Source organism: Empedobacter sp. UBA5987, assembly GCF_002429865.1.
GTDB lineage: Bacteria > Bacteroidota > Bacteroidia > Flavobacteriales > Weeksellaceae > Empedobacter > Empedobacter falsenii_B.
This window is the reverse complement of the sequence record NZ_DJBB01000045.1, coordinates 1-14434: the sequence shown is the minus strand read 5'-3', so window position 1 is coordinate 14434 and position 14434 is coordinate 1. Positions and strand designations below refer to the sequence as shown.

General features: G+C 28.7%; 8 protein-coding genes and 1 CRISPR repeat array. All 8 genes read right to left on the bottom strand.

The annotated features are described in order from the left end of the window. Positions 1-78: 78 nt before the first annotated feature. Positions 79-2820: direct repeats of the CRISPR family, unit length 47 nt; unit sequence GTTGTGAGTTCCTTTCAATTTGGTATATTTATCAAAGTAATTACAAC. A gap of 106 nt (positions 2821-2926) precedes the next feature. The 8 genes from cas2 to B3J26_RS06855 all read right to left on the bottom strand — a co-directional run bounded on the left by cas2 (position 2927) and on the right by B3J26_RS06855 (position 13583). Then, complete coding sequence (gene cas2, locus B3J26_RS06890; RefSeq protein WP_038330675.1) at positions 2927-3265, bottom strand: CRISPR-associated endonuclease Cas2; 339 nt, start codon at positions 3263-3265, stop codon at positions 2927-2929. Continuing rightward, on the bottom strand, positions 3262-4152 hold the full coding sequence (gene cas1, locus B3J26_RS06885; RefSeq protein ID WP_038330673.1) for a type II CRISPR-associated endonuclease Cas1: 891 nt from the start codon (positions 4150-4152) through the stop codon (positions 3262-3264). Before cas1 ends, cas2 begins: the two co-directional genes overlap by 4 nt. Positions 4153-4553: 401 nt before the next feature. Next, a complete protein-coding gene (gene cas9, locus B3J26_RS06880) occupies positions 4554-8891 on the bottom strand; it encodes a type II CRISPR RNA-guided endonuclease Cas9 (RefSeq protein WP_291073925.1) in 4338 nt (1445 codons plus the stop codon). 303 nt (positions 8892-9194) lie between these two features. Next, positions 9195-9533, bottom strand: coding sequence for a hypothetical protein (locus B3J26_RS06875; RefSeq protein ID WP_291073923.1), 339 nt, complete (start codon positions 9531-9533; stop codon positions 9195-9197). Between the two features lie 617 nt (positions 9534-10150). Then, positions 10151-11020, bottom strand: a complete 870-nt coding sequence (locus tag B3J26_RS06870) for a hypothetical protein (RefSeq protein ID WP_125350413.1) — start codon at positions 11018-11020, stop codon at positions 10151-10153. 2 nt (positions 11021-11022) lie between these two features. Continuing rightward, the gene (locus B3J26_RS06865) at positions 11023-11853 is read right to left on the bottom strand and encodes a pentapeptide repeat-containing protein (RefSeq protein ID WP_291073921.1); all 831 of its coding nucleotides are present in this window, start codon (positions 11851-11853) and stop codon (positions 11023-11025) included. A gap of 310 nt (positions 11854-12163) precedes the next feature. Further along, positions 12164-12964 (bottom strand): abortive infection family protein, encoded by an 801-nt coding sequence (locus tag B3J26_RS06860; protein ID WP_291073919.1) that lies wholly within the window; start codon positions 12962-12964, stop codon positions 12164-12166. Between the two features lie 340 nt (positions 12965-13304). Then, on the bottom strand, positions 13305-13583 hold the full coding sequence (locus B3J26_RS06855; RefSeq protein ID WP_291073918.1) for a helix-turn-helix domain-containing protein: 279 nt from the start codon (positions 13581-13583) through the stop codon (positions 13305-13307). Between the last annotated feature and the right edge of the window lie 851 nt (positions 13584-14434).

Here is a 14434-nt window from a genome sequence, read left to right as displayed (position 1 = left end):
TTGTGAATTGATTTCAAATCTTGGTATATTTATCAAAGTAATTACAACATGCTAGGAAAAATGAGCCCAACACAAGTAGTTGTGAGTTCCTTTCAATTTGGTATATTTATCAAAGTAATTACAACTTCGCTAACTCAAGCGCAACGTGACGCGTGGTTGTGAGTTCCTTTCAATTTGGTATATTTATCAAAGTAATTACAACGTTTGGGTATCGCTACTCAACCACAATCGGGTTGTGAGTTCCTTTCAATTTGGTATATTTATCAAAGTAATTACAACTAGAATTTGAAAAAGTATTAAAAAATTACAGTTGTGAGTTCCTTTCAATTTGGTATATTTATCAAAGTAATTACAACTAATTAAAATAGGTTATATTCAGTTGTATAGTTGTGAGTTCCTTTCAATTTGGTATATTTATCAAAGTAATTACAACTGTGTTTCTGTACAATATGTTGCCTTTACGGTTGTGAGTTCCTTTCAATTTGGTATATTTATCAAAGTAATTACAACAGTAATTAAAATAGGTTATATTCAGTTGTAGTTGTGAGTTCCTTTCAATTTGGTATATTTATCAAAGTAATTACAACTTAAAAATGAATTAGCAAACTATGCTGATGGTTGTGAGTTCCTTTCAATTTGGTATATTTATCAAAGTAATTACAACTATTATTTTTTCTTCAAAAAAAAGTGGTCAGTTGTGAGTTCCTTTCAATTTGGTATATTTATCAAAGTAATTACAACTATGGACTTTCACATGATTTAGCTCTTGCAGTTGTGAGTTCCTTTCAATTTGGTATATTTATCAAAGTAATTACAACCTTAATTATGTTGCACGATTAAAAACATAGTTGTGAGTTCCTTTCAATTTGGTATATTTATCAAAGTAATTACAACGATAAATGAAATAGGCGAAATAAAAAACTAGTTGTGAGTTCCTTTCAATTTGGTATATTTATCAAAGTAATTACAACAAAACAAAAGCAGGTAATATTATCCAGTACGTTGTGAGTTCCTTTCAATTTGGTATATTTATCAAAGTAATTACAACCCAGTCTGTTACTAGTACATTTCCAACTAAGTTGTGAGTTCCTTTCAATTTGGTATATTTATCAAAGTAATTACAACCAACCAATTAGAAAAATGAAAGAACATCTAGTTGTGAGTTCCTTTCAATTTGGTATATTTATCAAAGTAATTACAACTTTCCATTTTCATCTAATGGACCCCAAGCCGTTGTGAGTTCCTTTCAATTTGGTATATTTATCAAAGTAATTACAACAGTTAAAAATACTTATATAGTTCGTTTTGAGTTGTGAGTTCCTTTCAATTTGGTATATTTATCAAAGTAATTACAACGCAGCACAAGTATTCAACCAACTAAAATCTGTTGTGAGTTCCTTTCAATTTGGTATATTTATCAAAGTAATTACAACAGGAACTTATACTTTAAGCGGAAATATAGTGTTGTGAGTTCCTTTCAATTTGGTATATTTATCAAAGTAATTACAACTGTATGAATTAGCTTATACTTCATTTACTAAGTTGTGAGTTCCTTTCAATTTGGTATATTTATCAAAGTAATTACAACGCTCTACCAACTGAGCTACTTATCCTACCAGTTGTGAGTTCCTTTCAATTTGGTATATTTATCAAAGTAATTACAACGATATTCTAATTTTGGTAAACACCTTTGCTGTTGTGAGTTCCTTTCAATTTGGTATATTTATCAAAGTAATTACAACAGATTACATCAAAATTAAAATTATGCAACTGTTGTGAGTTCCTTTCAATTTGGTATATTTATCAAAGTAATTACAACTTTAGTTGAATTTGGAACACGTGAATAAGCGTTGTGAGTTCCTTTCAATTTGGTATATTTATCAAAGTAATTACAACTCGGTTTCAATCGGTTCAAATTGCTTGCAAGTTGTGAGTTCCTTTCAATTTGGTATATTTATCAAAGTAATTACAACAAAAGAATTTGTATATAACGGAAAAAAAGTGTTGTGAGTTCCTTTCAATTTGGTATATTTATCAAAGTAATTACAACCAAACAATGCTAAGTAGTCATTAATTTCGTGTTGTGAGTTCCTTTCAATTTGGTATATTTATCAAAGTAATTACAACAAAATTTAAGAAAGCAGTATCTAAAGAACGGTTGTGAGTTCCTTTCAATTTGGTATATTTATCAAAGTAATTACAACAAATCAATTAATTCATGCACATGATATACTGTTGTGAGTTCCTTTCAATTTGGTATATTTATCAAAGTAATTACAACACGGGCGTAAGTGTAACCCTTATTATCTACGTTGTGAGTTCCTTTCAATTTGGTATATTTATCAAAGTAATTACAACGTAAATGTAATTTAATCGGCGATGACTTCCGTTGTGAGTTCCTTTCAATTTGGTATATTTATCAAAGTAATTACAACAGCAATTCAATTAACAGGAAGAAGCAATTAGTTGTGAGTTCCTTTCAATTTGGTATATTTATCAAAGTAATTACAACCAAAGTATGTTACTAATTACAACGATTTAAGTTGTGAGTTCCTTTCAATTTGGTATATTTATCAAAGTAATTACAACATGCAAAAATCAGTAGACACGCCACAAGCTGTTGTGAGTTCCTTTCAATTTGGTATATTTATCAAAGTAATTACAACAAGAGAAGCTGATAATGCGCGTAAGAAAGCGTTGTGAGTTCCTTTCAATTTGGTATATTTATCAAAGTAATTACAACTCAATAATAAATTTAAAAATAAGAGCGGCAGTTGTGAGTTCCTTTCAATTTGGTATATTTATCAAAGTAATTACAACCTCATTTTTATTATCCTTTGTTTTAAAGGGTTTGAGAAGAAAAGTAGAAATGAGAAAAAAAATAAAAACCGATAGAATACATATTATTCTATCGGTTTTTTTATTTCTAAAACAATTCTAATTGTTGGGGTCCTGTGGGTAAATTAGTTTCTTTTTTTGAAAAGAAGATCTCCATTTGTCCAAATTGTTTATCGGTAATACAAATAATTCCTACTTTCCCATATTCAGGTAATTTAGATTTGACGCGTTTTATATGTACCTCAGCATTCTCTTTACTTGGGCAATGCCGCAAATAAATCGAAAACTGAAACATTGCAAAACCATCGTCAAGCAATTCTTTTCGAAATCTTGTTGCCTGACTTCGTTGTTTCTTTGTTTCGGTTGGTAAATCGAATAAAACTAAAACCCACATAATTCGATATGCATTATAACGACTAAAACTCATACCATTTCAGGAAAACGAATCATACGCTGCTCCCCTGTCATACACTTATACAACGAACTTGTTGTAGAACTTAGCGCAACCAACAAAGGTCGTTTTAGTCCATCCATCATCACATCTTTTGTTGCAATCGATAACAAATGCGCTTTGGCTTCTTTATTCATTTCTGTTGGTCGAAATGGTTTATTTATCCATTCTAATACCAACTCGTCAACATAAGGACGATAAGGCTCCATTATATCGTCAGCCAAACAATAGGGATTGTATTTATTACGGTGAAAAATTCCTATCGTTGGATTAAGACCACTACTCACCAATGCTCTTGCAACCATACTTCGAAGAATAGCATATCCAAAATTCAAAAAATTATTAGGCACATCTCCGTCACGTTCTCTTGTAAAATTATCAAACAGTTGTTTCCAATAATACTGCGCTGCAATCCCTTCCATATTCGTCGTATCTCCAGATTTTACATTGGTTAAATAATTTTGCATCGGCTCTTCTACAAATCCCAATTTACTTAGCAATGCTTTTTGCTGAAATATCTTTGCCTCTACAGTTTGTTTCCATAATTGTTTACGGAGAGGCTCCGAAATGTTGATTTGATGCTTTAAACGTTCGCTATGCAAAACATGACCACTCATTGGTAACATCAATCCCAAAGGCAAATGACTCTCATCACAACTAATAATGGCAACATTATTTTGTTGCAACGCAAGTATCAATTGATGACTCAACGTAATTTGATAATGATCCAATACCAAAAATCCCATATCCTCAACAGAAACAGAACCTTTGACTTCTTTTGTAATCGTATCCTCTATTTTCAGTTGATTATCCTTCAGCTTTAAATAGGACGGACTGCCAATGTAAATGGTGCGTTTTAGCATAGTTTAAATAAATGGATTAATTATTCTTATTTTTTTTTCAAATATTTGATTATGTTGCATATCTCTTGAATATAAAATTGAACAATCATTCAGGATTGCATCGGCAATTATAATCGAATCCTTAAGAGAAATTCTATATCGTTTCACAATAAAATAAGCTAAATTATAAGTCTCCATATAACAATAATTAGTTCTTATTATCCCTAAAAGATTCTATTATAAGTTTCAAAGTTTCACGTTTATCCATTTTAGAAATTGTATGTATAATGTGTATAAATTCAATTAATACAAAATGCGATACTACTAGATTTTCATTCATAAATAAATCAATAGACTTATTTTTTAGTCCCAAATTATCATTCTGAAAAGCATAAACTAAAATATTTGTATCTATAGCTTTTTTACATTCTTCTTTTATAAAATAATTCTTCAAGTTTTGATGATTTAGAAATTAAATTACCTAATCTATCAAATTCTATTTTTTTAATCAAATCTTTCTCTTTCGTCAGTTCAATTTTATTCAATTGAGTATATTCAATTTTATTTACAATTACAGAAGATACAAAATGTGGTATTACATATAAGCGCCCTCCTGTAAAACTCACCACTTTGTAAACATCTTTACTATTTATATCTCCATCTTTAGGTATAACAACCAAATCATTTGGAGATAAGTGAAATAATAAACGATGTCCTTTATCATTGATTTCTGAAACTGGCGAAAGTCCTTGTTTTTGACGTTCTATCACTAAATTTAAAGGAATAGTATTGTAACTGCGTTTACCTGCTTTATCTTCATAAATTCCAAAAAATAAGTTTGTTCCCTTCGCTGCCTCAACAAACTTCTTTGTTTTATTGCCTGTTTCACCTAAAGGAAATTTACTTCCTTGTTCAAAAACGCGCACTTTAAGAATAGGTTGATGATTTTTACCTTCATTATAAAGAGAAATTGTTTTATTCATTTCTTCTATTCCTTCGGGAGAAAAAGCAACTTCAGGACTTCCTTTTGCCTTTAAATAATTCAATAATATTTTCTGAATTCCAGTATCGGTAATGGATTGAATTGTCTTTTCATTAAATGTTGTATCTAAAGATTTACGCGTAGCAGAAAGAATTTTACCTTTCGCAACCTTCACTCGGTCTAAATGTACTTGCCCAGAAACAGTTTCTTTATGCAATGGTTTTCTAACCGCCCAATTCATACCCTTTTGTTCTACAAAATCCTTTTTAGGCTTCCCATTTTTATCAAAACGCAAATTACCATTTTCGTCTTTATAACTTTCGTAATAGTTGGTTGCTTTATTAATAACACGTGTATTTTGTTTAAAACTCACTACAATATTTTCTAATGCATTTTTTGCTTCTATTGTAAATTGAGTCCAAGGTTTTAAGAAATCTTTTGGAACTTCACGAGTTATTTGTTCTCCTGTTTTTTGATCCTTATAGGTTACTTTTTCATAAACACGAAGCTTACGATTCAGATCATATCTTTTGGTTTCAGATTTTGCCGTGGTTTCAGATTTTGCCGATTCATTATTTAATAAATTAACATGATCACGCGTTGCACAAGCAATTACCAAAGCATCCATAGCGTGATGTCTATGATCGATACGCTTTTTTGAAAAACCTTTTGATAATTCTATAGGAACCGTCGGAATTACTTTTCCATTTGTATTTGTTGAAGTAAAATCAGTAGAATTCGTTAACTCATTCATTCGCTCAAAACGTGGTAAAATCAATTCATTCCAAACGTCATTTAATCCCCAATCTTGTTTTAGGCGAGTCGTAATTTTACCATTTCCAGGTAATACATTAATTGAATTTATTCCATCATCTTTTGAATCTGGCGTAACATCACGCACAATATTAGACAGTAAATGACTGATATATTTGCTTATATAACGTGTATCATTCAGTTGACGTTCAATCATTTTTTCTGGAATATCTTCCATCAACAATTTATTACGTTTTGTTCTGTTCTTACTATAATTTTGCTTCACAAAATCCTCATAATCTTGCACTTCAAGAATTTTTACGGTTTTCCCATTTCCTAACGGAACAACTTCTCCGTGATATGCTTTAATGAAGGCTAAACCTATTCGATTGTCTTTTAATTTATTTACAGCCGATTCACAAATAATTTTATTACTCAAACTGTCGTCAAAAAACAAACTTTGCGGGATAATATGCTCGATTTCATATTCGTGGCTAAATAATTTGTTCAGCGGAATCATTTGACCTGTATAAGGTGAACGATAACGTTGCTCTAACCATAATTTATAGCGTTTTAAATCTGAGCTTGAAGGTTGTGCTGTTTTACTTATTTTTAAAATATCTTCCTCTATATTTTCTTCGGCATTTAAAACACCTTCTTCGTAGATTTTTAAAATATCCTGTTGCATCGGCGAATATGGGCGCACATTTTCTACAGTTGCATCCAAGGCTAACTCCGCCAACAATGCTTTAATACGCAAATTGGTATTTTCATTTTCGGTAACTACATTAGTTAAGCGTTTACGTTCATCAGCAGTATTTTTCATTTCACGACCTAATTCAATATGAATTTCTGAAAAGAAATCTTGTGCACCTTTTCCGTATTCTTGCCAAATATCTTTTACAACACGCAAGGTTTCAGTAATAACTTGCTCTACAATAGGATTACGAAGCGAATGCTGTTTAAATTCTTTTAGATAATTTTCTAAATCAGAAACAGAATTCCATTTTCCTGTAATTTCAGCCTCCGAATGACGACCATACGCTACATACTGAGCCAACCAAAGCGGGAGATTTTGAAAATTATTTTCTGTTGTTAAATTAAACTGTTCTGCCTTTTCGCGAACTCTATTTTTAATTTTTTCGTCATATTCTCCAGTTATGATTTTATAAATTCTTTCTTTTGAAATGTTGTCAATAGCATCATAATTCCATTGATTTCCAAATCGCATCAAAGGCAATAATTTCTTAATAGCTTTTTCAGAAAAACTTCCATAATCTGATTTAAACGGTGGAAATTTCTTAAACGATTCTACAAAACTTGCTTCGTCTAATTGATGTTTTAGTGCAAACTTTGCTAAAGCTTTTTCATATTCAATTTTGTCATTTACAGAATAGATAATATGCCACAAAGCCATTTCATTTTCAAACGAAAGAAAATCATTTGGAACATCTTCTACTTTATCTAACTTGGATTGAATTAAATATCTCGTTTCATTCATCGGATATTTTTTATCCTGAACATAATTCCATCGGTATTTTTCCGCTTCTCCTTTTGGAAGTTTGTTTTTGTTGCTTTTTTGTTTCAATAAAAAATCGATAACATGCTTCTGCTCAACTTCCTTTTTACTATTTAAGAAATCAAATAATGCCTCTTTATCTTCTACAGAAGTAATAAATTCAGTAGTAACTTTTGTATCATCTTCATTTCTATAAATTTCTAAATTTTGCAACCATTGCAAGAGACGAAATTCTTGATAATATGGATTCGATTTCGAAATGACTTTTATAGAAAAAACAACACCTTCTTTGGAGATACGTTTTTCTAACGTACAATTAGAAATAGAAGATTTTTGACTTCTTAAAGGACGTTGATAAAAGATGATATCATTTAAAAACAAATGAACAAAATCTTTAGATTCCAACATTTGCTGGTGCTGTTCGTTGTGTTTGTATAATTCACGTACACAATCTTGCAACAATTCTTCGTTTTGTAATTCTGAATGAAACTCTTGTTGTTTTCTAAGAATTTGATTGAGCTCCTCTTTATAAAACTTACGTTCAATCGTACGAACTAACTTTCCTTTAATTTTTTGTTTTGGATTGAGCAATAGATTTTCGTAAATGTAAGTTCCAACTGTTTTATTGGAATTATCAATATCTTGCTCTGTTTTTGATTTTATTGCAATCCAATCTTTTTCAGAATCAACAGCTTTATATGTCCTTTTTATATCACCATTCTTTAAGCATGATTCTGTTACAATGAATTCTTTTGTTTTTCCTACCCAATCTTCGGTTTTTACAATTTGTCTATCATATTTCCAACCATTATCGAAATAAACATCATGTAATATATTTCCCTTGATTTTTTCGCCAGAATCAACAACCTTATCAACTTTTAATTTTACAAATAATTTATCTTTTTCTTCTGCAAAATCTTCACCTCTTAATTGATAATAACCACGTTTTTGATTAAAGTTTAGAATTAACCATGCCAATTCTTCCTTTTCAATCTTTTGCGATAAGGCTTTCTTACGCAAGTAATAAATCGTCCAATCGTAAGGAACCAAACAATTATTTCCGTTTTTGTCTTTTAAAAATTCAGGTTGATTGCTTTTAAAATCTTCCAACATTTCAAGAAAAGACTTTTTAAAGAGAAAATCACCATTCTTATATGGAAGTTTAGGTTCGGCATGATTGATAAACTTTCCAAATCGCTTGGTAAAATCAATTTCATTAGCATAATGCTTTGGTAAAAAACCTAAAATATTTAAAGTGCGATGTAAACGTTCACGACGAAGTAAATGGCGTTCGCGCAAACGACGAACACCACGATAACCTGTACGTTCCGCTGTTTGAGAAATAGAATTCCCTCTACCAAATTCGCCTAAAATATCTTGCGACATAGGTATAATACGAGATCCCATACCAAGTATTTCGCCTTGTTTATTTTCAAAATCTTGCTGTACTAACGCCCAACCAATGGAGTTGGTTCCTAAATCGAGTCCAAGTATAGTTTTAGTCATAAGTTTTTATTTTGCCTATTAAATTACATAAAAAATATTTTATGTAATTACGGTTTCACGTAATTATATATTAATATTTTATTTTTAAATTTGTCTTATTGAAAGGAACTCACAATAAGGATTATTCCGTTGTGAAAACATTTAGCGCCTCACCTATCTGTGGGGCTTTTTTTATTTTTCTTATTGTGTAAAACAAAAAACCTCTCTAAAATTGCTTCTAAAGAGGTTATTATTTATACTATTTTGTGTTTTTGTACCTAAAACTAGAATTGTGTAACAGTTACCTTTGTTAACTGATGTTTTTTATTTTAGACTTTCTTTTTTGTTCTTTATCCCTGTCACAATTTTATTGAATAATTCAGAAGGTTTAAAAGTTAAACCTTTAAATAAAGTTATTGCTCTATCAAATGCAATAAAAGTAACAAGAGATTGTAAGATAGGTTTTTCAAAATTAAGGATTTGGTCAAAAAAAGTTAGGTTTTGAAATTTGTATATGTTTATTAAGATAATTGCTAAGAAATTGAAAGCGTAAATGAAAATTTTCAGATTATCTTGAGACAAAAGATATTCAGAAATTTCTTTTATGTTATATGGCTTTAGTTTTTTTGAATCTTTATATCGTGCTGGGCTAATTTTTGCCACGAAATCTAACATTAGTTTATTGCAATTTACATAGAACAAATAGACAAATAGAAATGACAGATACAGTTTTAATTCAAAATTAATAGGACTTTGGAAGTGTGTTAAACCTATCGATGTATAACTAACGATTATTACAGGAAAACTTAGATACAAGAATACATTCATCGTAACTAAATTTACAGGTATAGCGTAAGTTAATAGCTCAAAAAATAAGCGAAAAGGTAACAATGGAATTGAATATAAATTCTCAAAAAATTTAGTCTTAAAAATTTTATATAGAAAATATGTTATTATGAAATAAAGAATGATAAATCCAAGAAGCTTAAAATTTATATTATATATCAAAAGGATTGGAAATATACCTGTTAATAAAAAAGAAATTAGAAGTCCTAGTAATAGAAAAATTGAGTACTTTATTTCTTTAATCGTTTCACTCATTGAGCATAGTTTTTTAAAAATATCAACTAACGTTTCTAGGCTTAGCGTCAGTGGGGAAATTGAAGCGAAAACTTTCAATTTTGCACTATGCTAAGCGACAGCTTCTGATTATTTTCTAAAAAAATATAAAAGGCTGTTGTGACAAAAATAAGAAAAACTTTGGTTTATGACATCACCCGTCATTTCGCCAATACGATATTATGTGATGTTTTTATTTTTTCAAATACTTTTAAATAAATTTTCTCAATCGATTTATCTGTAGCATACATTTGAGGATTAGAAATACATTTATTTAAATATTCATCTTGAATAGATTCATTTTTTAATATCAGCTCTATTAATCTTAATTTTTTATAAGCAGAATCGATCTTGTTAAAATTTAAAGCATTTAATTCAAGTTTTGTAGGAGTGAATGTAGTTGTTATTTTTAAACCAAGACGATTTACAATTGAAATAATATCTCTAGCAAACTCTTTCGATGGAGTTATATCGTTATAATTATTTCTATAACAAGACTTTATCACTCTTAATTGTAATAATTTATCTGCTTCAGTTTGATTTATTTTGTTTTCAGACAATAAACTGAATATTAAATCAATATATCCAAAATTATACTTTTTATTAAGAGCTGATTCATATATTAGAAAGTTTCTAAATGTTAGGTAGGTATTGTCTAGTAACCACGAATAACCTACAATATTATCAGGGATTTCATCTACAAAATTTAAGAAATTAGAAGCTTTCTCCATTTCCTTTTTATAATCTAGACATTCATTAAAGTTTTCCAAAAGAGATTTTAATGAATTCTCATAATCATAAATAATCTGACCTTCATTTATTAAATGCTTAACAAACAAAAAACCATTTGTAGAAAGATAATTCAATTTAGTATATGTGTAAGTCGAGACAGACCAACCCTTATTTGTGTAATAATCTTTTAATGAATTTAGTACATCGATTTCCTCAGCAACAATCAATAAATCTTTGTCACTGTATTTATCAGAGTTTCCTCTAATTGATGAGCCATATTTTAAAATACTATATTTCATTATTATTTTACAAATTTATTGATTAATACTGTGATAAGGAAACTAAATAGTATAAAACCTAATATTCCTTGAAAAGTTAACATATTCATACCTAAATCTGATGTAGGTTGAAATTGCGAATCTACTATTTTAGTCAAAACATCGTTTGTGTAATAGAAATTAGCTAAGTTGTTATATTTTTCAGATGAAAAAGATGCAATTTCTATATCTTTCGTTGCTAACTTGTATTTTTCCCACAGAAAATAGTTTAAGATAAATGAGCAAATATAAACTATGGAAAATGTTACTATAAAATTTCTTAATCTTAATCCATAACCAAAAACTTTTCTAAAAATTATATTAGGTATATATTGAATCAAGAATTCACAAATTGGAATTTTATATGGTTGCTTATATTTGTATTTACTGATTAATAATCTTCCTTCCCATTTAAGCAGATTATATTTTGCTTTTTTTGAAAATTCAATTATTTGTTGGTCTACAGAATTATCATATAACTCTTGATATAAATGAACAACAATATTTGAATAAGAATAATCATATTTTTTAAAATTATCATCAAAAGAAGTAGGATTGATATATGTTTTGTAGATTCTTATTGCGTGAGTATTGCAACCACTAAAACTTGCTTCTATAAATTTACATTTTTTTAATTCTGTACCTATAAATAAACAATCTATAAAGTGACAATTGATAAAATCGACGTTTTCAATTAATGTTTTACTAAAGCTAACATTATTGAATGTCTTATTTTTAAACTTAAAATCTTTAAGAAAATCAGGTTTATAAATAAAGTTCCTTATTGTATCGTGATTTAATTGATAATCCTTCAAAGATTGCTCATCTTGGAATTCTGAAGGATTGTCATTTAATCTAAAAAAGTTTTGAAGCATAGTTTTCTTAAAATATCACATAACATTGTTTTTTCACGAAACTGATCTAGCATTTGCTTCGTAAAAAAAACACCTATATCTACATTCGTAAAAATATAACCAAACTTACAACAACCATTTAACATAAAAAAACCACACTAATAAAAACTTAGCAAGGTTTTTTGTTTATATTTTATCCGAAATATGGAATTGCGTAACAGTAGCCTATGTTAGCGGTTCGTTCTATTTCTTTTAGTTTTTTTTAAAAAAATTAAAATGGAAAATCATCTTCTTCAATTGTAGCTTCTTGCATAGGTTTAGGAAACTTAGTTCTATAATATGAATTTATAAATAGTCCAACAGTAGTAACAGAATTAACAACAAAGAAAGTGTAAATAGAATCATTAATTAAATAGTCTTCTGATGTTTTCCCGTGAAAATTTGTCTTATCACTTCTAAGTTTTTCAATAGCTTGATTTATCGCTAAAAGTGAACTTCCTATTGTTTTGATTTCTTTTGGAAGATCTTGATTAATTATGTTAAACTCTTTTAAAATTATTGAAGTTAATTTGTATAGAGTTTCACCACCAGTTATCTTACTACTAATTCTCTCATCTTTAAGAATTTCTTTTATAATACTTTCAAGTGCAGAATTTACAAGTCCAACTGCTATACTAGGGTCACTGTCTATTAGTTTATATGCTTTTACAAATGTATCATAGGCCGTTTGATATTCAGCTTTTAAAATATTTTTAAAAGTCGGAATTGATGGAATAAAATCAGGTGTATCTACACCTAATTCGATTGCAATTTTCAATAAAGTTTCACCGTCAATAGAATGTAATGTTGATTTTAAATCTATTGCAATAGAATCTTTTTGGTATTTAATCTCAAATTGAGGAGTCCAACCAATATGATATCCAGTTTCTGAATATCTATCTTCGATTATTTGCCATTTCTCTAAATATTTTTCAACATTGTAATATTTAGATGTTTCAAACATATTCCAAAGAGCGTTTTCAATATCCTCAACTAATTTCATTTGATATTTAGGAGATATTAATCCTTCCATTGTTTTTGCATATTTATTTGGTTTCGGTTATAGGATGACTAATATAAGTTTCATTAAAATAACCTATACCTGTATTTCGTTTATATAACAAATATATAAATTAATCTAATTTATAACCATTATTGCGTAAATAAAGAAAGGGCTTTTATTTAAAAGCCCTTTCTTTATTTAATTTAATGTATTTACGTATAAATAAAAAACTCAGGTGATTTTTTAACCTAAAAACCAACACCTGAGTAATAAATGAACGTCATGCCTATGACTTAAATTCATTTCAAATTTAGGATATTCATATTAAACAAGGAGTTTTTAATTACTTAATATCTTATATTTTTTAAAACTAAAAATCAAGATTATTCTCTTTAATATATTTCTTAACATCTATTGATATATTAAAAATATTTAATTTATCTTGATTTAAAGCATTAGCTAAAATAATTAGTGAATCTAGAGTTGGATTAGCACTCCCATTTTCAATCGATAATAAAGTATTCTTGGAAAGTCCTTTAGTTTTATCAGCTAATTCTTGTTGTGATATACTCCTATCAATATAATCTGAACTTTTTATATTCTTTCTCAAAGAAGTTAAATAAATACCTAATTTCTCTTTTTCTGTCATTTTATTCTTAGTTAAAAATAAAATTGTAACTATTTGAATAAAATATTGGTACAATATATTGTACTATTCAATTTTAATTCGTACTTTTGAATGTATAAAATTAATACAGAGAATTTTATTAAAATAAATATATAAGCTTAGTCTTATTTTTTCCTGAATAGAAAACTGCCAATTTTCAATAGGAACGGGAAAATAAGTATCTTTGCTCACGTCTTAGGGCGTGGGCTTACTTATTCGTTCCTGGTATGGCAGTACCTCTATTCGGATTTGTAAGTTCCACGCCTTTTTGTTTTTGGTCGTTTCTTCCATAATAATTAGCACTGAACTTCATAAAATAAATACACTTGGTTTTATTCCTCTACAAATCAAGTAAAATACACTCTCTATAAATATGTGTTTCTTAAAATAGAAATACGCAGATGGTTATTCGATTCTAATAGAATTGAAAAGTGATAGTAATAGATTTCTCAATATTTAGAGATAACAGAATATTAGAAAAATAATGTGTTAAAAAGTGTTAAATTCCTGTATCGGTGTATATCCAAAATGACACTTTTCTGTATCGGTTGTGTATCCGCGCTGTATCCATTCTGTATCCATTGTATATGCGTTCCGTATGGTTTGTTCGGTGTTCGTGTATCGGTGTTGAGTTGTAAAATGTACAAATTAGATGTTAGATATGAGAAATTAGATGTTAGAATTGTAGGATGCGATTCTTAGACAAGCTTAGAATGACAGCGAGATGGTAAGCTCTGATTAATACTCATGTGATAAAAAGAATTTTACATTCATTTTTGTCTTGACACAAAAACGAACCAAAAAAGTCAAGACTGCGATTTTCGACGTTCAAT

Excerpts from the sequence above, each read along its gene's own strand:
- B3J26_RS06870 (WP_125350413.1), bottom strand. The coding sequence starts at position 11,020 with ATGAAATATAGTATTTTAAAATATGGCTCATCAATTAGAGGAAACTCT.
- B3J26_RS06860 (WP_291073919.1), bottom strand. The coding sequence starts at position 12,964 with ATGGAAGGATTAATATCTCCTAAATATCAAATGAAATTAGTTGAGGAT.
- B3J26_RS06855 (WP_291073918.1), bottom strand. The coding sequence starts at position 13,583 with ATGACAGAAAAAGAGAAATTAGGTATTTATTTAACTTCTTTGAGAAAG.
- cas1 (WP_038330673.1), bottom strand. The coding sequence starts at position 4,152 with ATGCTAAAACGCACCATTTACATTGGCAGTCCGTCCTATTTAAAGCTG.
- cas9 (WP_291073925.1), bottom strand. The coding sequence starts at position 8,891 with ATGACTAAAACTATACTTGGACTCGATTTAGGAACCAACTCCATTGGT.
- cas2 (WP_038330675.1), bottom strand. The coding sequence starts at position 3,265 with ATGAGTTTTAGTCGTTATAATGCATATCGAATTATGTGGGTTTTAGTT.